General features: G+C 47.0%; 17 protein-coding genes. 10 read left to right on the top strand and 7 right to left on the bottom strand.

The window, feature by feature from the left end:
• Positions 1-38 precede the first annotated feature (38 nt).
• From BEL04_RS09150 to BEL04_RS09130, 5 genes are read right to left on the bottom strand one after another with little or no spacing between them, the layout of a single operon-like run.
• The gene (locus tag BEL04_RS09150) at positions 39-2,390 is read right to left on the bottom strand and encodes a hypothetical protein (protein ID WP_066002575.1); all 2,352 of its coding nucleotides are present in this window, start codon (positions 2,388-2,390) and stop codon (positions 39-41) included.
• A 29-nt stretch (positions 2,391-2,419) separates the two neighbouring features.
• On the bottom strand, positions 2,420-6,025 hold the full coding sequence (locus tag BEL04_RS09145; protein ID WP_066002573.1) for a BamA/TamA family outer membrane protein: 3,606 nt from the start codon (positions 6,023-6,025) through the stop codon (positions 2,420-2,422).
• Positions 6,025-6,894, bottom strand: a complete 870-nt coding sequence (locus BEL04_RS09140; RefSeq protein ID WP_083227832.1) for an SdiA-regulated domain-containing protein — start codon at positions 6,892-6,894, stop codon at positions 6,025-6,027. The genes BEL04_RS09145 and BEL04_RS09140 overlap by 1 nt, the downstream gene beginning before the upstream one ends.
• A gap of 1 nt (position 6,895) precedes the next feature.
• A complete protein-coding gene (gene ppk1 / locus BEL04_RS09135) occupies positions 6,896-8,947 on the bottom strand; it encodes a polyphosphate kinase 1 (protein WP_254659546.1) in 2,052 nt (683 codons plus the stop codon).
• A complete protein-coding gene (locus BEL04_RS09130) occupies positions 8,947-10,191 on the bottom strand; it encodes a Pycsar system effector family protein (RefSeq protein ID WP_066002568.1) in 1,245 nt (414 codons plus the stop codon). Before BEL04_RS09130 ends, ppk1 begins: the two co-directional genes overlap by 1 nt.
• A 124-nt stretch (positions 10,192-10,315) precedes the next feature.
• On the opposite strand from BEL04_RS09130, the gene BEL04_RS09125 reads away from it, so the two are divergent.
• The 9 genes from BEL04_RS09125 to BEL04_RS09085 all read left to right on the top strand — a co-directional run bounded on the left by BEL04_RS09125 (position 10,316) and on the right by BEL04_RS09085 (position 19,808).
• Entirely contained in the window at positions 10,316-10,612 is a 297-nt protein-coding gene (locus BEL04_RS09125; protein WP_066002567.1) for a hypothetical protein, read from the top strand.
• A 243-nt stretch (positions 10,613-10,855) separates the two neighbouring features.
• On the top strand, positions 10,856-12,262 hold the full coding sequence (locus tag BEL04_RS09120) for an L-fucose/L-arabinose isomerase family protein (RefSeq protein WP_066002565.1): 1,407 nt from the start codon (positions 10,856-10,858) through the stop codon (positions 12,260-12,262).
• A gap of 93 nt (positions 12,263-12,355) precedes the next feature.
• Positions 12,356-13,180 carry a transketolase gene (locus BEL04_RS09115; protein ID WP_066002564.1) on the top strand — a complete coding sequence of 275 codons (825 nt, stop codon included), beginning with the start codon at positions 12,356-12,358 and terminating at the stop codon, positions 13,178-13,180.
• A gap of 5 nt (positions 13,181-13,185) precedes the next feature.
• Entirely contained in the window at positions 13,186-14,151 is a 966-nt protein-coding gene (locus BEL04_RS09110) for a transketolase family protein (RefSeq protein ID WP_066002561.1), read from the top strand.
• Between the two features lie 126 nt (positions 14,152-14,277).
• Positions 14,278-15,213: a D-ribose ABC transporter substrate-binding protein gene (locus BEL04_RS09105; RefSeq protein WP_066002559.1), complete on the top strand. Its 936-nt coding sequence runs from the start codon at positions 14,278-14,280 to the stop codon at positions 15,211-15,213.
• A gap of 6 nt (positions 15,214-15,219) precedes the next feature.
• A complete protein-coding gene (locus BEL04_RS09100; protein WP_066002557.1) occupies positions 15,220-15,837 on the top strand; it encodes a DUF2291 domain-containing protein in 618 nt (205 codons plus the stop codon).
• A 1-nt stretch (position 15,838) separates the two neighbouring features.
• Positions 15,839-17,344 carry a sugar ABC transporter ATP-binding protein gene (locus tag BEL04_RS09095; RefSeq protein ID WP_066002554.1) on the top strand — a complete coding sequence of 502 codons (1,506 nt, stop codon included), beginning with the start codon at positions 15,839-15,841 and terminating at the stop codon, positions 17,342-17,344.
• Positions 17,345-17,352: 8 nt separating this feature from the next.
• Positions 17,353-18,321 carry an ABC transporter permease gene (locus BEL04_RS09090; RefSeq protein WP_066002551.1) on the top strand — a complete coding sequence of 323 codons (969 nt, stop codon included), beginning with the start codon at positions 17,353-17,355 and terminating at the stop codon, positions 18,319-18,321.
• Positions 18,318-19,808, top strand: a complete 1,491-nt coding sequence (locus tag BEL04_RS09085) for a glycerol kinase GlpK (protein ID WP_066002549.1) — start codon at positions 18,318-18,320, stop codon at positions 19,806-19,808. Before BEL04_RS09090 ends, BEL04_RS09085 begins: the two co-directional genes overlap by 4 nt.
• A gap of 27 nt (positions 19,809-19,835) precedes the next feature.
• Here the strand turns inward: BEL04_RS09085 and BEL04_RS09080 are convergent, their stop codons facing one another.
• Positions 19,836-20,240 (bottom strand): response regulator, encoded by a 405-nt coding sequence (locus BEL04_RS09080; protein WP_066002546.1) that lies wholly within the window; start codon positions 20,238-20,240, stop codon positions 19,836-19,838.
• Positions 20,241-20,575: 335 nt separating this feature from the next.
• Here BEL04_RS09080 and BEL04_RS09075 point away from each other — a divergent pair, with 335 nt between their 5' ends.
• Positions 20,576-20,914 (top strand): VOC family protein, encoded by a 339-nt coding sequence (locus BEL04_RS09075; RefSeq protein ID WP_066002542.1) that lies wholly within the window; start codon positions 20,576-20,578, stop codon positions 20,912-20,914.
• A gap of 103 nt (positions 20,915-21,017) precedes the next feature.
• On the opposite strand, the gene BEL04_RS09070 is transcribed toward BEL04_RS09075, so the two are convergent.
• Entirely contained in the window at positions 21,018-22,436 is a 1,419-nt protein-coding gene (locus tag BEL04_RS09070) for an efflux transporter outer membrane subunit (protein WP_066002541.1), read from the bottom strand.
• Positions 22,437-22,443 lie beyond the last annotated feature (7 nt).

Here is a 22,443-nt window from a genome sequence, read left to right as displayed (position 1 = left end):
AACCTAACATATAAGGATGGCAATTGTTCTTTTGGATGTTAATTCTTAAAGTTGATACTTACGCGGAATGCCTTTAAGCCGGTAACGCCCTGTAGTTCTTCGAGGTCGACCATATGCAGGTCGTTCTTCAGTTTTTTTTCCTTTTGCAGTTCCTTGATGTAACTTATATAGTCTTCGGCCTCGGTATCGTTAAAATAAACCAGGGCTATCTGCCCGGGTTGTGTAAGGCGTTGCTTGGTGCCTCTGATGCGAACCTTATCTATTCGTTTTTTAATTACTTCGTACCTGATGTTGTAATATCCTTCCACGTCAAAACGGCGCTCATCATTGCGGAAACAGATATTGATCTGGCTCGAATGCACAAAGATAAGCGATGCAATCTGTAGCGGTACCGGCATTTTGGGTTGCAGCTTATGGGCCAAAAGCGCCACATCACACATTGATCTTACCTGCCACATCCTGAATTGTTTTAAATGAGCAGGGGTAAATTCAAGGGCAGGCGCCAACGATTGCCCGGTATAAATATCGTACTCTATCCCGTCCGACCGGAACTTCTCGAAATAGCTTGGGTAAATTTTTTGAAGCTTTAGCTGGGCCTGTTCAAAGTAGTGGTTAAGTGCGCCGTTGATCTGTTTGATCGAAGCCTCGAGCGCGCGCCTTTGCGAGTATCCCTCACCTTTTTTCTCGTTCACCGTTTTGGCAAAGTCGTTCAGCGCGGCTTCGGTAGCCGGATATTTTTTCCGGTATTGCGACAGGTAAGGGTGTACAACGCCATGCAGGGTATTGCTGAACAAAATCTCATCGTTAGATTTTCTGATCGCAGCAAACACTTTAAGCCATGCTTTTAGTGCAGTTGTTAGTTTAGCGAACAGGCGTTTAGAAATGTGTTTTTCTAACCCGCTGACAGTGCTATGCAGTGCGCTTATGATCACATCCATATCCTTATTCAGCGCCTCGTTATGTTTTATCGTCGAGTCTCGGATGTCGATGGAGCCAAAAAGCGGGTATACATTGTCGAACGAAACGATCTCGATATCGGGTTCGTCTATTCCTGTGTTTTTGGCGATCAGGTAATGCCAGGCAGCTTCGGTAAATTTCCATTCTACAGGTTGCTGCAAAGTGGTAAAGTTAGTTTTGATGACATCGTTCAGGCTCAGGTTAAATTGCTCGGCGCTATCCTGCAGCAGTTGTGCCAGCAGCGGGATTGCGCCCTGTAGTTTTGAAAGCAGCTTTTCGTAAAAAACAACTTTTTGTTCCGAATAGATCTCCAGTATACCCGCCAGCTTACGGTTATAATACACCGGGAGCATGGCGTACGATTTGATGCCGCTTTGCCTAATTACTTTTAAAAATGGAAACTGCTCTAATTTTTTTTCGTTCAGGGTACTGAAATACATCGCACCGGGCTTTTCGATATAATGATTAACGAACGAGTTAAACGTTTCTTCGGCGGCCTGCTGTTCTTTAGCGGCTTTCACCAGGATACTGTTACCGCATTCCTTGGTGTCGAATATCAGCGCTCCGTTCACCCGTAACAGGGGTAGCAGGCCGAATTTGATAGCTGCGTTACCGGTAAGTGTTTGCAGCGAGCTGATCACCTCGCCATAAAGATCGGTTTGCCCGTTATTGGTATAGTTCACCAGCGCGTTGCGGATGTTCTCTACCGATCTGTCGGCCGTAATATCATCTATCGTAATTACGGCGAAGCCTTCCAGTTTGAACAGGCTTAACGGAATGATGTCCTGCAAGGTATCCATTTCTACACCATCGTATAAAAAAGGCTCTACCATTTCCGGGTTAATCTCGGGCAGGTCGCCTGTGGCGATCACTTCTATAAAACTGGTGTCGGTATGGATGCGGTAGTATTTGCAAATATTAGTATCCGGGTCCGGATGCGAGTAAATAATATCGTTACTGATATCCGGCGGAAAGCCGTAAAGCTTTTGCAAAATCAGGCGGTAAATAAAATCTATTTGCCGTGTTAAAAGCGGACTTAAATTATCTTCGCCCGGGTTGGTTTTGCGGCCCTCATTCTGTTTGGCTAAAAAACTAAAAAAGGCGTCGGTGCTATAAACTATCTGCGACGGCAGTGGCGTGCTTAATGCCCAGAAAAACCTGGTCTCATCTTCAATGGCGGGCGAGAGGATAGTATACACCAATTCCAGAACACTGGTATATTTTCCTGCCTCATGGGCGGTTAGCGTCTTTGTTTCAAGCTCGGGATAGTACTTGAACTTGTTGAGCACGAAACGGTAGAACTCGCCTTTAATGGTTTGTTCCGCATCCACGCGCTTTTTGAGATAGTTGATAAACGATTTAAACGAAAAGGCGGTTTCCACCAGTTCGTTCTCTACCGCGTTCTCCTTAATATCAAGTATAGCTGTTTGCATTTTACCGTACTATTACTACAAACGAAAGGCTAAAATGTTAAGGTAAAATTGATCGACGGGTACCAGCCTTCGACGGAGTAGCCTGCCTTGGCCTGCAGGAGCGCCATATCCGACGGTGAAAAATAAACGCCTGCACCAAAACCATTATGCCAAACGGCGTTCGACTGTTCAGAACGGTCCCAGACACGGCCGATATCATAGGCAGCCGTAATGCCGTACTGCCCTGTCAGAATATAGGAGAACAGATTGTTGAACTTTATCCTCGCCTCGAGGTTATTATAAAACATTTGCTCGCCGGCAAAGCGGTTTTGCCGGTAACCGATCAGGTTATTTTCGCCACCCAAAAACATGGCCTGGTAAAAAGTGGTTTTGCCGAGCGTTACCCCGGCCCCGGCCTTCTCGGTTATCACAAAGTTCGAGTAGGTGTCTACACTTTTGTACAGTATGGCTTCTGTCATCCATTGCAGAAAAGTTTTTGCCGTATTACCTATACCTGCGTAGGCCTGTATGCGCGAATTGACGTATGCGCCCCACGAGGTCAGTATCTTCCGGTCGCGCTTATCATCAATATAAGTCACCATAAAACCTATGTGCAGTTTATTTTGTGTATAGTTCAGGCTATCGTAACTGTTAACCAGCTTGGGATGATTGATGAGGTTGGGCGAGGAATCGTTTAAATAATGATAGTATTGGATAGACGGCCCCAACCGCACACTTTGCGTTGCCGCTATGTTTTGCCAGCGCAGGCTTGCATCGGCGGTAAGGAAATTGAATTTGGCGCGATAGAAATTAACGTAATCGCCGGTTTTATTATATGCGCTTGTATTGCCCCGGCCAAAGAAGTTAATGTTATTTGGGAAATAACCTTTAAACTGCAATTCGGCGTCGGCCTTTTGGGGGCCGCTATTGATATCGGCAATGAAATTAACCCGGGTAGCCTCGTAGCCAAATGCATGCCCTACTGTAAGCGTTTGCGTGGTTGATGGATTTTTACGGAAGCCCTGGCGCAGGTATTTTACACCTGCATCAATAAAATAGCCCTGATCGCGGTCATAGCCCGTAGTAAATAAGGGGATACCGGTATTATAACGCGTGGTAGGCAGGTAGGCCACGTTAGCCGAGTCGTTCGATAGTTTTTTATCTACAATCACTTTGCCACTACCTGTAAACGTTGCCGTGTTTACCTTTTCGTAAATATCTATCTTTTTGGTGTTGTTTTGCAGGTTATATACCCGGTTGCCATCACCGCCAACTATACGTATTTTTATCGGCGATGTGGTATTGTTCACCACGATACTGTCCTGCCCTTTGGCCACGAACAGCCTTACCTCTTTGGTAAAAGCCGGATCGAACACCTTAAAATATACAGTGCTTTTTACACCGGTAACGGGTAGTTTATTGACTCTTACGATCAGGCTGTTTTTTAAAGTGTCTTTCAGGATAAAGAGCTCGCTTTTGTCTGTCGCTTTAATGTCGACTATTTTATTTAAGAACCGGAAATAGATATCCGATGCTTCCATCAAATGGTCGCGGCGATATTTCATATCTTTTAACAACCTGTCGTGACTGATCCGGTAAATGGCCAGCGGCAGCCGCCTGAGCGATTGCTCGAGAACATCATTGGTCAATGCCGCAGCAAACTCACGTGTTACCTGCATCCATTTTTCATAACTTATCTGGCTTAAAAAGCGCGTGTTGAGATCATGTCCATTATAGAAGAAATCGATGATCGAGCCCGGCGGTGCCTCATACCCTTTTAGGTATCGTGCTACATATTGCCTTGATGCAACCTGCGGCAGGATACCCTCGTTGATATAGAAGGCTACGGCACGATCGTGGGGGATGGCCGAAAAATATCTGATCGGCCCACGTTGTATACCCAGCCAGCGCAGCTGATCGGCCCGCTGATCCCAGTCGCCCAAAAACCAATCCAATAGCCTGGCGCGGAAAAACTCGATACTGTCCAGCCGGTTCGAATTGTTCCTGTCCAGCTCCCTGATCATGTTCCCCGTGTTGATCGAACTATCGCCGCCAGGTTCACGCTCTTCGAGCAGGCATAAGGTGCCCGCAAACTCTTTTTCGTAATAACCAAGGCGCCGGTCGGCCGCAACGTAACCGATGACGGGCGTAGTGTGCGCCACCTTTACCGCCTGCGCAATAACCGGCGCTATTAACGCGCCGTACGGATGTTGAGCCGACATGGCATCGCTCAGCCACGATTTGGCAAAGGTTTGGCTTAAGGCTTGCGGCAATAAAATTAAAGGGTATTTTTCGATGCTGCTCAGCACGTATTTTTTGCCGGACGCATCTTTAAGCACCAGCGCTTGTTTCTGGTGCGCGCCGCCGAATGATACCGGCGTAAGGCCACCTTTATAGGTGCTCATTTTGATAACCGGAACCCGTGCAGGGGCAGCCCATTCTTTACGATAGTTTTCACCGAACATCAGACGGTGGGCTTTATCGGCTTTATCAAAAGATGGCTTGGCGGCGATGGTAATACTATCGCCTTTGATAATCTCGTCGCTTCTTTCAACGGGTATCTTTATTTTAACATAGGGTTTGGTATAGGTAAAAACAGGGCTCAGTGTGCTATCTGCGGTATTGGCGTAGTAAGTAAATTTTATGCTCTTATCGTCCATTTGGTCAACGGTTACATAGCCACCTATGCTTTGCGCGAAGAGCGAGTTCCTGCCTTTTTTTACTACTGCCCTTTTGGCGCCCGAACCACTTACCACCTGGGTAAAATCGCCATCGCGGATAAACTGCAATCCATGCTCGTGGCCCGACACATGGATCACATTCGGGTCGCCGTTAAAAACATCGCCGATCATTTTTACCATGGTACGGTACAACGGGTGCCCGTTATCCTCGGGGACATCAAAAGTCCCACGCAAAAAAGGATATAATGCGCCCAATACCGGCATCGGTACATACAGGTTCTCCTTTACTGAGGTTAAAGGGAAGAGATAATCCTTAAAAATATAGCTGCCACCATGGTGCCCGTACGATTCGAAAGGGTGGTGATCGGCCAGTAAAATCACTTTATTACGGTTTTTATACAGCAATTCGGCAAAACGTGCCTGTATCTCATCGTTGGTTTTGCAATCACAATCCGCTATAGGGTTGTCTTTATTGTAAAGATAGAGCCACCACTCTGAGTCGAAAGCGATGATGACCATGTTGTCGGATACGCTGATCTCGGTAGGATCGGGGCAGCCGTTGGCCGGGGCCGCGCGCAGCAGAGAGTCTTTTTGCTCGGCTAAAAACTCCGATTGTCTTTTGATCTTTGCCAGGCCCAGCGGGCCCATCCGGTCCCAATCGTGATTGCCCGGTACAAAGTAAACAGGCGCACCGGCCTGGCGCATAGGGGTAAACTGCGTGCGCAATATATTTTTTGTGGTCTGCTCATCGGGGCTGCCCGGCAAACCCATGCCTGTAGGATAAACATTATCGCCCAGGTAAAGCACGGTGGTTTTGCCTTTAATTATCTTCGACGCGGCGTTGCGGAGCACAAAAGCTTGCTGGCTATCCATCTCGCCGGCATCGCCAATTAAAATTACCCGGCTTTGGATGTTGTTTTGTGCCTTTAACCAAAGCGGTATTGTTAAAAGTAAAAATAGCGCTGCCTTTTTCATCAATTTCCTGAGGTTTTTTGATAAGGAAATTCTAAGACGTTAGCATGGGGTGAGTCGCCGCCTTCATTCGAGATGTACAGGTTGTTCTGGTTATCGAAGGTAATGCCCTCGGGTTGGGTGAACAGTGCGGGGTCTAACAAATAAACCTGCCTTACTTTCCATTTGCTATCGGCCACAACGAGCATTTTGTTAACGGATGAAAGTATCCACCAGTCGCCGTTAACCGGGTTTTGGCTCAGGCCGGACGGGTGGAAACGCACCTTGTCCTGCCCGGTGATATCTTCGATATGCTTTACGCTGATCACAAAATCGCCCGACTTTTTTATGCCCCCGTTGGCTCCCAGGTCGAAAATAAAGCCGCTGTTGGTTTTGCTCGTTTTATCGATGCTGCAATGCTTACACAATACGTAAACCTGCTGGGCCTTTTCGTCGGCATACAAACCTTCGTACTCCCCGTCGGGTAAGATACCTTCCCATTTTTGTACATTATTAGTTTGCGGTTTGCCTACTTCGGCAAGCGGCAGGGTAAAAAGTACACCTTTGCTTTGCAGCATTACCACCTGCTGCCCGCAAATGGCCATATCCTCAAAATCGCCTTTAGGCCTGAACTGGGTATACTTTGCTGTTTTATCGCCTAAGTGCAGATAGTACACACGGCCATGCTCGTCTTCTTCCGCGTAAAGCATGCCCGCGTTGCCTTGTCTAAAGGCTATGCCCGATATTTCATGCAGACTATCGGGCATGATATATTTTACAGGTTTGGTCAGGTCGTAACCGGGCGGACTTGTATAAACCTGCTTTTGTGCACATCCCGCAAAAGCGGAGCACATCAACAGGATGGCGGTGTATATGATCGTGTTTTTCATCATGTCAATGCGATGTTTTATTCAATAGGTTGTAGATCTGTAATTGCGATTGCTGTGGCTTAGCGTTGTGTTGAAACGGAACATTGTTCAGCTGATCATCTATCGCCACGGCCTGTGCATCATCCTTTAATTGTATATCTACAATGTCAAGCAGTTGTTGTTTGATTTGCGGATCATAAATGGGATAACAAACTTCGATACGATGATAAATATTCCGGTTCATCCAGTCGGCCGAACCGAGGTAGACCTCCGGTTTGTTATCGTTATTAAAAATGAAAACACGGCCGTGCTCCAGGTAACGGTCAACAATGCGGGTCACCCGGATATTTTCGCTCATGCCCTTCACCCCCGGCATCAGGCAGCAAATACTCCGGGCAATAATATTGATACTTACGCCCGCGTTGGATGCCTCGTATAATTTCGAGATCAATACCTGTTCCTCAATATTGTTAATCTTGAGGGTTATTCTGGCCGGTTTGCCTTGTTTTGCCAGTTCGATCTCACGGTCGATCAGCCCTATAAAGCGTTGCCGCAAATTAAATTTCGACACCAGTAAATGTTCAAAATAGATGGGCGGGTGCTTTTCGGGTTTAACACGCTTGGCCAAAAAGATGAACAGCAATTCTACCTCGCGCAACAGGTCGCCGTTGCCGGTCATCAGGATATGATCGGTATAAACCCTGGCTGTGCCTTCGTTAAAATTGCCGGTACCTAATAATCCAAAATATTTAAGCCTGCCGTGCTGCCTGCGTTTTACCAGGGCTATCTTGGCGTGCACCTTTAAGGCAGTAACGCTGTAGATGATACTTGCACCTGCGTTTTTAAGCTTCTTAGCCCATTTTAAATTGTTTGCCTCATCAAAGCGGGCCTTTAACTCTACCAGCACATTTACTTTTTTACCGTTTTTAGCCGCGCTGATAAGGGCGTTCACAATGCGCGAATCGCTGGCGACACGGTAAAGGCTTACGTATATTTCTTCTACACCGGCATCAATAGCGGCTTCGTTGAAGAAACGAAGTATGATATTGTAGCTTTGATAAGGTGTATGTACGATGATATCGCCCTTGCTTATATCATCGAAAACCGGGCTTTGTGTTTGGACAGGATGAGCGATGACCGCGGGCCACTCGTGGTAACTTAAACCGGTGTTCTTAACCGGGAAATCAAAAAGGTCTTTCAGGTTGTGATATACGCCGCCCGGCATGCGGTTGGCATGATGAAGGTTAAACCGGTCTATCAGCATTTCCAAAACCCTTAACGGCATGCCTGGCGAGTAAAGCAGGCGGGTAGCATAACCAAACTCCCGTTTCTCGAGCTGTTTTTCAATCTGTTCGGCTATGTCGCCCTCATATTCATCTTTCAGGTCGATCTCGGCATCGCGCGTTATTTTAAAGCTGTAGCAGTTTTTTATCGTGCAGTTTTTAAATATCGCCGGCAGGTGAAACCTGATGATATCATCTAAAAAAACAATGTGCTGTTTTTTATTTTGGTTGATAGAAAAAAAACGCGGCAGTTTATCACTGGGGATATTTAAAACCACCTGTTCTTCGCCTTGATCCTGTTTTTTTAGGAAGATCAAAAAATAAAGCCTGTTGTTTTTTGGATAAAATTTATCTTTTATGATATGTGCAGGGTGCAGGAACGCCAGTACCTGGCTATAAAACCAATTGGATGTTTCACTGAATACCCCATTATCCAGCGGCTTATCATACCAAAAGGTGATATTGTTTTTCTCCAGTTCGGGAATAATTTGATCCTTAAGTATCCGGCCGAATTTTTGCTGCTGATCTTCGATGAGAGCGACGGCCTGTACTGCTGAAGATTGGATATTGATCTCTTTTTTGCCTTTTTTTACGATCTTATCAACGGCGTGCAACACGGGCATCCGTACACGGTAAAACTCATCCAGGTTTGATGAAAAGATGGATAAGAATTTGATCTGCTCTAAAACAGGTACGGCAGGATTCTCAGCCTGTTCCAGCACCAGTTCGTTAAATTTCAGCCAGCTTAAGTCGCGGTCAAAAAAAACAGGTGTAAATGCCGGCGTGCTCATCATTATACGGCCAGGGTTGATATAACAAACGCCACTACCGAGATCACCAGGCCATACATAAACACGTTGTACGACATACGCAGCAAGTGGTATTTGCGGCCCAGCACCACACCTTGCGAATACATATCCTTCACCATGCTGCCGTATAAAAAGTTGTTATCGTTCATCATATCGTTCATGCCGGCTTCATAATCGTCAAAAGGCATCTTAAAAAAATTACCGAAGAACATCAGGTTCACTTTACGGTTTTTAACTTCTTCGCCGGTGAAGGTACCCTGTGTAACATTGGGGCGTGTAGCCAGTATGGCAAAAACAATAGTGACCAGGTTGATGCCCAGTAAAATAATGGCCGGTATTAGTTGGTTGGGATGCTCGTCTATCTTACGCAACAGTAAACTTAACAGCAGTGATATAATAATGGAGTTGACTGATATCATAATATGCGCCTTGCTATCGGCCATGTTGCTTAAACGTTGCTGGTTGCTGGCCGTTATCCGCAGCATGGTTTCAACGCCTTTGCTGCGTTTTTTATCCTTTTTAACTTTTAAATGCGGCGCATTGTTTACGATGTTTACTATTTCGGCTTGTGCAGGCTCAAATCCGGGAGGGGTATCCTGCGTTTCCGGCACCGGGCGTTGCTCTTTACTTGCAGTCTTTTGTTGTTTATTGCGCAATTTGTTAAGGTTTTCTTGTAGCCTGTCGTGAAGCAGAAGCCGGCAATAGTCGGTATGATAGCGGTGCCCCTCAAGCAGGTCGATATTCCTTTGCCGCCATTCGGCCCTATCTATCCTGGTATTGTGCAGAGCCTCAACCTCCTGACGTAACTGTTTACTTTTCCCGGTAAAGTCATCAGTGCCTAAATGGAACAGATCGGCATCACATAAAATATTTTCCAAAAGCCCTTTGGGGTTTTGTGGTATCTTGGTAGCCTCAATGCAAGCAATTATCCTATCAAGTACAGCTGCCTTGATGTGATGATCAGAGAAGAACTCCCTCGCTATTTCGATACTCTTATCTTCGTGGTTGTGCAGATCCAGCATATACCCGCTATCATGAAACCATGCCGCAGCGCATACAGCAAAAAAATCATCATCGTTCAACTGGTAATGGTCGGCTATCTGTATGGCGTATGATACCACGCTTTGCGTATGTGCGGCGTTATGATAGGTCAGCCGGTCATCAGCGCGTGTTTTAAAAAGTGATAGTACATGTTCGCGTACCAGTTCCAGTGTTTTTTCGTAATTCACCTGTATAGTTCTTAAATGTCCATTGGTATATACAGTTGCGACCTTAAAATGTTTATTACGTCATTATTAAATGCTATCGAACAATTATTGAGCTGTATTGTTGATGAAAGAAATATGATAGACCATGAAAAATCCATTTGTAAAACAACATAACAACGGTGCGTTGGTGGCAGCCATTGCGCTTGGTTCGGTTGCCGCGAGTGCGACCGCTTATTTATTCCTGACAGAGAGAGGTTCGGGTATCCGCGGACGGATTGCCGAACGTTTTGGCAAACTGGGCAATATGTTTTCGAAAAAAGCAGCGGAAGTGCACGAAGAGCCCGCAGCTTATTTAAAGAAGTCGCGTAAAGCGCCAAAAACCGACAGGGAAGAGTTGCTGCATCATGAGGTGATCAATGAGCATCCCGATCTGACCAAATAGCTCTTTTTAAATCAAATAATACAGGGCGCAGGCTGATAGCTTGCGCCCTTTTTGTTTTCCACCGCAGGGTATCATTCTTAAGATTTCCATGCTAATATTTCATAATATTCGGATAACCTATCATCACAATTAACCAACAGTTTACTATAGTTTTGGCTAACAGCGTATCATCCGTTTTTCGCTGCCCGGTATTTAGTTATACTATTATGCCGTAACCAATTTGAAACAATTTTACAGGATATAATGAGCACCAAGGCTACTTTAGGCGTTATCATCGGCAACCGCGATTTCTTTCCCGACCGTTTGGTGTCGGAGTCGCGTACCGATATCGTTGCTTTATTCGATAAGCTGAATATTACACCCGTTATGCTGGATGAGGCCTCATCCAAGCTTGGTGGCGTCGAAACTTTTAAGGACGCACAGAAATGCGCCGAATTGTTCGCTAAGCACCGCGACGAGATCAGCGGCATCTTAGTATTGCTGCCAAATTTCGGTGATGAAAAGGGCGTGGCCGATACGATTAAATTATCCGGCCTGGATGTACCGGTACTGATACAGGCTTATCCCGACGAACTGAACAAGCTGGATGTTGCCCGCCGCCGCGATTCGTGGTGCGGTAAAGTATCGGTTTGCAATAACCTGTATCAATACGGCATAAAATATACACTGACTAACAGCCATGTGGTGCACCCCTCATCGGCCGAATTTACTACCGATCTACTCAATTTTGTGGCCGTGTGCCGCGTGGTTAAAGGATTGCGTAAAGTGCGTATCGGGGCGGTTGGTGCCCGCCCCGGCGCATTTAATACTGTGCGCTACAGTGAAAAGATACTGCAACGCAACGGTATTACGGTTACTACGGTCGACCTTTCGGAAATATTGGGTAATGCAAACAAGCTCACTAAAGACGATGCCGAAGTAAAAGCCCATCTCGAAAAGATAAACGCCTACGCATCAAAGGGCGTTACGCCCGATGAAGCCATGATACAAATAGCCAAGCTCGACGTGGTGCTTAACCATTTTATGGAGGAAAACGCGCTGGACGCTACGGCCATCCAATGCTGGACATCGCTGCAAAAAAACTATGGTTGCAACGTGTGTACCAGTATGAGCATCATGAGCGAGAATATGCTGCCAAGCGCCTGCGAGGTGGATGTTACTGGTACACTCACCATGTACGCCATGCAACTGGCATCAGGCTCGCCGAGCGCGCTGGTTGACTGGAACAATAACTACGCGGATGATGAGAACAAGTGCGTGCTTTTCCACTGTGGTAACTGGGCCAAATCATTTTTACCAGATATCGAGATCAGCAACGCACCGATATTGGGTACCAGCGTAGGTGTAGAGAATACTTACGGCGCGTTGGCGGGACGAACGCCGGCATCGCCATTGACTTACGGCCGTATCAGTACCGATGATCCGAAAGGGATCATTAAAGCTTATATCGGCGAAGGTGTTTTGACCGACGATACGCTCAATACTTTCGGCAACCGCGCCGTGGCGCAGATACCGGATCTGCAGGGTTTGATGCAATACGTTTGCCGCAACGGTTTTGAGCACCACGTGGTGATGAACGCATCGAAGACTGCGGGTATTTTAAAAGAGGCTTTGGGTAATTATATGGGTTGGGAAGTGTATACGCACTAAACCCATCCCGCCCCCCTTAAAGGGGGAGGAGATAAAAAACTTAAATAACCATTAAACAAGAAAGTCTCCACTTTAGGGGAGATTTAGAGGGGTATGACGAATAAGGAATTAGCAAAAAAGTCAGCAGAGTACCGCAAAAAGATACTCAAGTATATTGTAGGTGCCAAAGCCGGGCATACCGGTGGCAGCCTGTCGTGTACCGATATTTTGAATGTGCTTTATAATGAAATATTAAACGTATCACCAGAAAACTTTGGTTCGCCGGATCGTGATCGTTACATCCAAAGTAAAGGGCATTGCGTGGAAGCCTTGTTTGTGGTGCTGGCCGACCAGGGATTTTTCCCGGAGGGCGACCTGGAGACTCTGTGCAAATACAAATCACATTACATTGGCCATCCTACCAGAAAAGTACACGGAGTTGAGCAAAATACCGGTGCGCTTGGACATGGTTTGCCTATTGCCGTAGGTACTGCGCTTGCCGCGAAAATGGATAAAAAAGCATACCGGGTTTTCACTATGCTGGGCGATGGAGAGCTGCCCGAAGGCTCTAATTGGGAAGCCGCATTGACTGCTGCGCACTACAAACTGGATAACGTTTGCGCCATCATCGATAACAATAAACTGCAGATAACCGGGCCCAATACCGAGGTGTGCGATACAGACCCTATCGACGCCAAATTTGAAAGTTTTGGCTGGGCAGTGCGCGAGGTGGATGGTAATGATGTGAAAGCTTTGAAAGAAGTCTTGAACGCCGTTCCTTTCGAAAAAGGCAAACCAAGTCTGGTGATAGCGCATACTGTAAAAGGTAAAGGCGTAAGCTTTATGGAAAACACGTTGAAATGGCACCATGGTGTGCCTGATCAGCAGCAATACGAAACCGCCATTGCCGAACTGGATTCGGTTTTGGCTAATATTTAACAATTTTGGGAGCAGTTACAACAGATACCAGTATTAACGGCAAGCCGAATCAGGATGTATTTGCCGCAGTTTTACAACAACTGGCCACAGCCGATCGCGATATTATTGCCGTAACCAGCGATTCGCGCGGATCTGGTAAGTTGGTCAAATTTGGTACTGATTTGCCGGAGCAAATTGTGGAGATAGGCATTGCCGAGCAGAATTTGGTGGGCGTTGCCGCTGGGCTGGCATCGGCAGGAAAAAAGGCTTTTGCCGTATCGCCGGCGTGTTTTTTAACTGCCAGGGCCTTAGAGCAGATCAAGAATGATGTATGCTATAGCGACAACCCGGTAAGGTTGGTCGGCATCAGCGCTGGTGTAAGTTATGGTGCTTTAGGTACCACACATCACAGCCTGCACGATTTTGCCGTGCTGCGTGCCATCAACAATATTACTATAGTAGTGCCTGCCGATAATTTTGAAACCGAGCAGGCAGTAAAAGCCGCCGTGAAAAGCAACAAACCTGTTTACCTGCGTTTCGGCAAAAAATCGATGCCGCTTTTAACCGATGATGAGACTGTCGGTTTTGAGATAGGCAAAGGCAGAGTCGTAACGAAAGGAAAAGATATCGCTATCATCGCCAACGGCGAAACAGTTTACCCGGCGTTGCAAGCTGCGCAAAAACTGGCTGAGCAAGGTGTTGCCGCAACAGTGGTAAGCATGCACACGGTCAAGCCTTTAGACACCGCTTTGCTGTCGGCTATAGCGGAAGAAACCGGCGCAATAGTAACCGTTGAAGAACATATGGTGAACGGCGGCATGGGCGAAGCCTGCGCATCGTACCTGTTACAGCAAGGGTATCAAAAGCCGTTTAAAATTATGGGCATACCCGACGAGTATACCGTTACCGGCTCGCAGGTAGAGATACTGAATCACTACGGCGTATCGGCCGATGGCATATCCGCGGAAGCGTTAAAAATACTTAAGCAATAAGAAGAGAAAACCTCCCCTACAGGGGAGATTATTCATAAGTGTTAGTTTTTATGGAATTCATGATTGCTAACGCAATTTAGAGGGGGCCTGAACCAATTATGAACCTGAATATATACTGCATATTGCATGAGAAGAATCATCATATTGTTACTGCTGCTTATTGCGGCGACGGGTTGTCATAATAAAAATGTCGAAGCGAAGGCCAAAAAGGTAGCCGTTATCGTATCGACACTCAATAACCCCTGGTTTGTGTTTCTGGCGCAAACTGCTGCTGCGCAGGCGCAAAGCCTGGGCTACGAGACCAAGATATTCGATTCGCAAAACAACACCGCTACCGAGACCGATAATTTTGAGAATGCCATTGCCGCGGGCTACAGCGCCATTTTGTTTAACCCTACCGACGCCAATGGCTCGGTGGTAAATGTGAACAAGGCCAAAACCGCCGGAGTGCCGGTTTTTTGTATGGATAGGGAGGTAAACTCAGTTACCGGGCCAACCTCGCAGATACTTTCCGATAGTTATTCGGGCTGTGTCGATTTGGGTAAATACTTCGTACAGCAGATGCATAAAAAAGGCAAGTACGTAGAGATATTGGGCATAGTAGCCGATAACAACACCTGGAACCGCAGCAAAGGTTTTCATAGCGTGGTTGATTATTATCCCGGTTTGCAGATGGTTGCCCAGCAAAGCGCCGATTTTGACAGAAATAAAGGCATGGAAGTGATGGAATCCATACTGCAGGCTCACCCGGATATTGACGGCGTTTTTTGCGGTAATGATGCCATGGCTATGGGCGCTTACCAGGCGCTGGCTGCCGCAGGCAAAGCCAATAAGGTAAAAGTGATGGGTTTCGACGGTGCCGAGGATGCCATCCAAGGCATTAAGGAGGGTAAGATACTGGCTACTGCCATGCAGTTTCCCAAAGTGATGGCACAAACTGCCGCCAATTATGCCGATGAATATTTTAAAGGCAAGCGCGATTTTCCGAAAAAGATACAGGTTGGTGTAGAGGTGGTGACGCAAAAGAATATATCCGATTACATAGCCTACGGCAAAAAATAAGCAGGCATGAAAAAAGTATACAAATATGGTATTTGGGTTGTGATCATTGCTTTCACACTTTACAACTCGGTTTATTTTCGGAAGCTGAGCGAAATGAAAGCCCCCGCCAAAACGTTCAACGCCGCATCCTATGCTCAGGATATGCTGAATAACAAACTCCCGGCCGTTACCGAAAAAGCCATAACTATAGATGAGTTATTTACGCAGATCAAATCGCAGCCTAATGAAGCTTTTTCAGCCTATGGCCATGCGCTCACCATTGGCAGCATACGCTTTTTTATGGTGAAAGGTGCCGGCGAAGTTGACGCTATTGATGAAAGCGATGTAAAACTGGTCACCACCGGTCATAACAACGTGTATATAGCTACCGAGTTTGTGTTTGGTAATGCTATACGCGATGCTTCGGGTTTGATTAATCTGAACGATTTCAGCAATACGGTCGACCTGAGCAATATTTCGTCGGAAGTGAACAAGATCATCCGTGCCAAGGTGATACCGCCGTTTAAAGCTGTAGTGAAAAAAGGCAGCAAAGTTGAGTTTACCGGAGCTATTGAACTTAACCAGGCGCGCTTGAATGTAGAGGATCCCGAAGTTATACCTGTTACTTTAAAAGTATTGCCATAGTATGCTGGTCGCGCAAAATATCACCAAGAAGTTCCCCGGCGTAATTGCTTTGCAGGATGTGAGTATGGAACTCTATCCCGGAAAGGTGAACGCTATTTTGGGCGAGAATGGTGCGGGCAAATCAACCCTGATGAAAATACTCTCGGGCGTTTACCCTGATTACGAGGGCCGTATTTTGCTGCGCGGCGAACAGGTGAATTTTAACAATCCGCGCGAAGCGCAAAATGCCGGTATCGCCATCATTCACCAGGAACTGAACCTGGTGCCATATCTTAGTATTACCGAAAATATTTTTCTGGGCCGCGAACTGACCAATAGCTGGGGCATGCTTAACGCGAACGCGATGAAAACCCGCACACAGCGATTGCTTTCGCGATTAAAGCTTAATATCGACCCGGATACACTTGTTGGCGATCTGAAAGTCGGCCAGCAACAGGTGGTGGAGATAGCCAAAGCTTTGCTGACCGACTGTGAAGTGATCATTATGGATGAACCGACATCGGCCATAACCGAAAGTGAGGTGGAGGTGCTGTTCGGTATCATCACCGAACTGCGTAACGAGGGCAAGGTGATCGTTTACATATCACATAAGCTGGATGAATTGTTTAAGATTGCCGATCGTTACATTGTATTGCGCGATGGTAAAACCATCGAGGCCGGCGAGATGAAAGCCATCACTCAAGATGAACTCATCCGTAAAATGGTTGGTCGCGATATCAATGTCATCCGCAACAACAAAATCGCTTCTGCCGAAGCTCCGGTGCTGAGCGTACAGCATATCAACCTTAAGCATCCCGAACATAAAAACCGCGAACTGCTCAAAAATATTTCGTTTAACCTGTGCCGCGGCGAAGTGCTGGGCATTTTTGGTTTGATGGGCGCCGGGCGTACAGAACTGCTGGAAACTATTTTTGGCCTGCACGAAGGTCTATCCGGCGGTACAGTGAATATCGATGGTCAAATTGTAAGTTTCCGCTCGCCCGGCGAAGCTATGGCCGCAGGTATTGCCCTCGTTCCGGAAGACCGCAAGAAAGACGGCCTGATTTTAGGTTTGGATGTCAAGACTAATATCGGGTTAACCACCTTGCCGGTAATGCAGCGCATGGGCTTTTTGAACGAAGCTAAGGAACAGCAACTGGCGCAAAAATATATCGGTTCGCTCCAAATCAAAACGTCGTCGGCCAGCCAGTTGGTAAAAAACCTGAGCGGAGGCAATCAGCAAAAAATAGTACTGGCCAAATGCCTGGCTACCAATCCGAAGGTTTTGATGTTGGATGAACCCACCCGCGGCATCGATATCAACGCCAAAAACGAGATATACAAACTGATACTGGAGCTGGCGGCAGGTGGTATGGGCGTTATCGTAGTATCGTCGGAGCTGCCGGAGATATTAACCATATCAGATCGTGTGCTCGTGATGGCCGAAGGCTGTATTACCGCCCAATTTACCGCTGCAGAAGCATCCGAAGACAATATTTTAAAAGCAGCTATCCCTAAAACCCTATAAACCCGGAGATGAGTTTGAATACAAAAAATTTGGCACGGTTCCAGTCGCTTATAGCGCTGGTCATCCTGTGTATTGTGCTAAGCTGCCTGTCGGATAAGTTCCTGACGGTTGATAACGGCTGGAACGTGATGCGGCAGATATCTGTTAATATCTGCATTGCAGTTGGGATGACGCTCGTGGTGCTCACCTCAGGTATCGACCTTTCGGTAGGCTCAGTACTGGCCCTTTGCGGTGCTATTACTGCCGGTTTGCTCAAAAATGGTGTGGATGTTCCCTCGGGCGATTTATATATTGGTTTTACCCTGTTTGGCGCCATCATGGCGGGTTTGCTCACCGGTTCGGCGGTCGGTGCATTTAACGGATTCACCATTACTCGCTTTAAAGTACCTCCTTTTGTGGCCACGCTGGCTATGCTGACTATCGCCAGAGGCTTGACATTGTTATATACCAAAGGTTTTCCTATTTCTGTTTTAGGCGATCATTTCGATTTTATTGGTACGGGCTGGTTTTTAGGCATCCCGGTACCCGTTTGGATATCAGCTATCGTAGTATTGGGCGCTGTGGTGCTCACCAATAAAACTCAGCTGGGCAGGTATATCTATGCTATTGGCGGTAACGAAAATGCGGCCCGGTTATCCGGCATTAAGATATCCAAAGTAAAAATCACGGTGTATGCACTGGCCGGGGCACTCGCTGCTGTTGGTGGTTTATTGGTGACTTCACGGTTAGATTCGGCCCAGCCTAATGCCGGTATCAGCTATGAGTTAGATGCCATCGCCGCGGTGGTTATAGGCGGTACTTCGTTATCGGGTGGCAAAGGCACCATCTGGGGTACGGTTTTGGGCGCGGTCATTATAGGTGTATTAAACAATGGTTTGGTGTTATTGAACGTTTCGCCGTTTTGGCAGCAGGTGGTTAAGGGTGCAGTGATATTACTGGCCGTCATCATTGATAAAGCAAGCTCCAAAAACGAATGAGCCGGTACATACTCTCTATCGATCAGGGTACCAGCGGCACCAAGTGTATCATTGCTGATGAGCAGGGGCGTATCGTAAGCAAATTTACCGAGCCGCTGAAAACCACTTACCTCGAAGGCGGTTTGGTGGAGCAGGATCCCGAAGAGATTTATACACATGTATTGGCTGCTGTTAAGGGCTGCACAGATGCTTTTATTGCTAACGGCGGAAACATCGCCGATATCAAAACGTGCGGCATATCCAATCAGCGCGAAACTTTTGTACTTTGGGATAAGCAAGGCGAACCTTTGTATAACGCGGTAGTTTGGCAGTGCAAGCGTTCGGTTGGTGTTTGCCGCGAACTGGAAACACGTGGCCTGAAACCCGAAATCAAAAGCAAAACCGGTTTGTTGATCGACCCTTATTTTTCAGGAAGTAAAGTGATCTGGCTCTATCAATATCATACTAAAGTTAAGCAAGCCATCGATGCCGGCGAAGCTTATTTCGGAACGGTAGATACCTGGCTGTTGTATAAATTGACCGGTGGGCGGCAATACCGTACCGATTATACCAATGCATCTCGCACGCTGTTTTTTAACCTGGAAAGTTTAAACTGGGATAAAGAGCTGCTAAGCCAATTTGGGTTAGAGAACCTTAACTTGCCAAACGTCCAGGCATCGGCATCTGCCTTTGGGGAGACTGATTTTGAAGGGATATTACCGTCGGCGATGCCGGTAAACGCGATGATCGGCGATTCGCACGCTGCTGCCTTTGGCGAAGGTTGCTTTGAAAAGGGTAAGGCCAAGGCCACCTTAGGAACGGGTTGCTCTATCCTGATCAATACCGGCGATATATTGCCCGATGGCGGTGAAGGCATGGTGGGCACCATTTGCTGGAGCACCGAAAAGGAAGTGCATTATGCTTTGGAAGGGGTGATCGTATCCTGCGGATCGATGGTGGAATGGGTAAAGAACGAGATGGGCCTGTTTACAGATGCTGCCCAAACCGAAGCCATGGCTACCGCCGTAGCCGATAACAACGGTGTGTACCTTGTGCCGGCCTTTAGCGGCCTGGGCGCTCCGCATTGGGATATGAGCCGGAAGGCCGAAATCTACGGCCTGACTTTCGATTGTAACCGTAACCACCTCGTGCGTGCTCTGCTCGAAACGATTGCTTTCCAGATCAATGAAGTGATTGCCGATATGGAGACGAAAGGGCAGGTGCAGCTTAAAAGCCTGTCGCTAAACGGCGGCATGACGGGTAACCGCTTTGTGCTGCAGTTTTTGGCAACCCTGTTGGGTAAACAATTGTATCACGGCAACAAAGATGCTTCGGCAATGGGTGCGGCTTTCCTTGCGGGGCTGAAATCCGGGATATTTTCGGATTTGCAGGAGATCGGTGTACTCATTGGCGAAAAACCGTCAATTACACCCAATATTGCAGACCAATATCCTCACCAGGTTTTTGAGCAATGGCAGCGATATGTGTTAAATAGTTTGATGAATTAAATAACCAGAACAAAATAAACCGGATGATCAGGCAGAACGTTTGCTTCTGGAAGCGCGGGACAGGATCGTTAACAGATAATCCAGTATATAGTCGGTGTTTTCGCGCCGCCGGTAATTGTACCCGCTTAGCTGGGTCAGCTTCTCCATCGCATTAGCGTAGGACGGGCCGGGCAATAATACTACATCAATAAATGGGTCGAGATCTCTGATGCGTTGCAGTACGTCGGTACCGTTGCTGGTTAACATACCATAGGCTAATACGATGACATCAGGCTGCCCGTTTGTTAATCCGGATATGCCGTCTTCAACGCTTGCAAAGCCCCGGCAACTCGAAATTCCACCTGCATTTAATGAATGAAGGTAGCTGTTACGATGAGACTCATCCCCATCGATTAAAAAAACTTGTACTTGTTGTGGATTGGTCGTTTTCATACCAAGTTCGATACATAGCTTGTGCCAATAACATAACTTATTGATTATTAGATATTTGATATGTTTTCTTGATTTGTAGATTTCCATATTTTGGAAATTGTAATTGGTTTATGGAATAAATCCATAGCAGTAAAGTCAGCAGGTTTGCAGGCCTTGCAATCAACCTGGGGGCAGGAGAACTTGTGTCATCGAATTTAAGACCTTCATTATTAAAGAAGATCTGAATAAACTATTAATTTTGGTTAACTCCGAGATAAAAGTATAAAAGAATGAAACGATCATCAACATAATTAATTGGTGCGATGAAAATAATTCCTCTTTTCAAGGTAAGCAATATGAGAGCTGCTATCAGGCACTATACCGAAGTGCTCGATTTTGTAATGACCTGCCCCGAAGATACGCCCGACTCTCCGGTCGTTGACCTTGGCCATGAACATACGGAGTTACAGATTACCACTTACGAAAGCGAACGCCTCTTCGGCTCAGTAATCTATGTTTGGGTGAACGATGTTGATTTGTTGTTTGCCGAATACAAGAATCGTGGCCTGGATACTTCACATAAACCAAACTCTCCGGTACACCAGGGGCCAACCGACCAAACCTGGGGCCGGCGTGAATTTTATGTTACCGATGCAGATGGCAATACTTTGCGGTTTTGCCAAGCCATTAAGTGAAATGAGAACCAGGGTTTCACTATTTGTTAAGCCTGCTGATCCTGGAGCGAGATAATGCGTCATAAAAAGGCCCGCTTTATTAAAGCGGGCCTTTTTTATCGACTTATTTCCAACCGCCACCTAACGAACGGTACAAGGCCGATATGGCATTCAACTCATTTCTTTTGATGGTCGCCAGTTCCAGTTCGCTTTGCAGCACATTGCCTTGAGCGGTGATCACTTCGAGGTAATTAGCCAACCCGTTCCTGAACAGCAGATCGGCATTGCCTGTAGCTTTTTGCAGTGTACCCACACGGTTAGCGGCGATTTGTTCCTGCGATTTCAATTTTTCGATGCTCACCAGCGCGTCGGATACCTCGCCCACGGCGTTCAGTACCGACTGGCGGAACTGCAGCACCACTTTTTCGCGTTCGACCTGCGCTACCTTGTACCGGGTGCTTAGTTCTTTATGATCAAGCAAGGGCTGCACCACACCGCCGGCAACTACACCGAACAACGATGCCGGCACGTTGAACCAGTTGCTGGCCTTAAACGAATTAACGCCACCGCTGGCAGTTATACTTAATGCAGGGTACATAGCGGCTTTACTGATACCCACATTGGCATTAGCGATGGTCAGCTGCAATTCGGCACTGCGCACATCGGGGCGGCGGCTGATCAGGTTAGCCGGTACTCCGGTGTTCAGGTTTCCGGAAACGGAGATCTGCTCCAGATCGGCGCCCCGGGCCACTTTATCGGGCAATACCCCGCTCAATATACGCAGGGCGTTTTCCTGTATGGCGATGTTCTGCTCAAATTGAGGCACCAGCTGCGCGGCTGCAAGGCGCTGCGCCTCGGCCTGTTGTACAGCCAGCGAACTAACCTGACCCGCATTGTATTGCAAACGAATAATCCGCAAAGTGCTATCGTTCAGTTTTACATTTTTTTGAGCAATGGTCAATTGAGCATCCAGCATCAGCAGGTTATAATATCCCTGCGATACGCCGGCCACGATGTCGGTCTGCACCAATTTTTTGGCCTCGGTGGTTTGCAGGTAGGCAGCTAAAGCGCCCTGCTGTTTGCTGCGGATCTTGCCCCAGATATCGGCTTCCCACGAAAGTGAAACATTAGCCGAATAATCTTCGATATGTTTTTGGCCGATATTATACTGGCTCAGGCTCAAACCGTTCAGGCTATTGTCTGCCGGGCGGGTAGAAGTAGCAGTTACGTTCGCATTAATTTCGGGTACATAGTCCCACTTAACCTGGTTAAGCAATAATTGCGCCGCCGTTATATTTTTAATGGCGATCTGCATATCGTAATTTTTAGCTATTGCACTGTCGATCAATTTCTGCAAAGCAGGTTCGGTAAAAAACTGCTTCCAGGGTATATCGGCAATACTGCTGGTGTCGGCGGTTGCCGTAACCGCAGCGTTGCGGAAATTTTCAGGCAACTCCGTTTTGGGTGTTTTGATATCCTTGGATACCGAACAGGCGCTGATGATCAGGCTGATCAATGCTAAAGCGCTTATATATTTTTTCATTTTTTTA

The sequence above is a fragment of the Mucilaginibacter sp. PPCGB 2223 genome, from assembly GCF_001705515.1.
Taxonomy (GTDB): Bacteria; Bacteroidota; Bacteroidia; order Sphingobacteriales; family Sphingobacteriaceae; genus Mucilaginibacter.
The sequence above is the reverse complement of the archived record's forward strand: the minus strand, read 5'-3'. Positions and strand labels throughout refer to the sequence as shown.

Coding starts and splice junctions, on each gene's coding strand:
- BEL04_RS09150 (WP_066002575.1), bottom strand. CDS start 2,390: ATGCAAACAGCTATACTTGATATTAAGGAGAACGCGGTAGAGAACGAA.
- BEL04_RS09145 (WP_066002573.1), bottom strand. CDS start 6,025: ATGAAAAAGGCAGCGCTATTTTTACTTTTAACAATACCGCTTTGGTTA.
- BEL04_RS09140 (WP_083227832.1), bottom strand. CDS start 6,894: ATGATGAAAAACACGATCATATACACCGCCATCCTGTTGATGTGCTCC.
- ppk1 (WP_254659546.1), bottom strand. CDS start 8,947: ATGATGAGCACGCCGGCATTTACACCTGTTTTTTTTGACCGCGACTTA.
- BEL04_RS09125 (WP_066002567.1), top strand. CDS start 10,316: ATGAAAAATCCATTTGTAAAACAACATAACAACGGTGCGTTGGTGGCA.
- BEL04_RS09120 (WP_066002565.1), top strand. CDS start 10,856: ATGAGCACCAAGGCTACTTTAGGCGTTATCATCGGCAACCGCGATTTC.
- BEL04_RS09115 (WP_066002564.1), top strand. CDS start 12,356: ATGACGAATAAGGAATTAGCAAAAAAGTCAGCAGAGTACCGCAAAAAG.
- BEL04_RS09105 (WP_066002559.1), top strand. CDS start 14,278: ATGAGAAGAATCATCATATTGTTACTGCTGCTTATTGCGGCGACGGGT.
- BEL04_RS09100 (WP_066002557.1), top strand. CDS start 15,220: ATGAAAAAAGTATACAAATATGGTATTTGGGTTGTGATCATTGCTTTC.
- BEL04_RS09095 (WP_066002554.1), top strand. CDS start 15,839: ATGCTGGTCGCGCAAAATATCACCAAGAAGTTCCCCGGCGTAATTGCT.
- BEL04_RS09090 (WP_066002551.1), top strand. CDS start 17,353: ATGAGTTTGAATACAAAAAATTTGGCACGGTTCCAGTCGCTTATAGCG.
- BEL04_RS09085 (WP_066002549.1), top strand. CDS start 18,318: ATGAGCCGGTACATACTCTCTATCGATCAGGGTACCAGCGGCACCAAG.
- BEL04_RS09080 (WP_066002546.1), bottom strand. CDS start 20,240: ATGAAAACGACCAATCCACAACAAGTACAAGTTTTTTTAATCGATGGG.
- BEL04_RS09075 (WP_066002542.1), top strand. CDS start 20,576: ATGAGAGCTGCTATCAGGCACTATACCGAAGTGCTCGATTTTGTAATG.
- BEL04_RS09070 (WP_066002541.1), bottom strand. CDS start 22,436: ATGAAAAAATATATAAGCGCTTTAGCATTGATCAGCCTGATCATCAGC.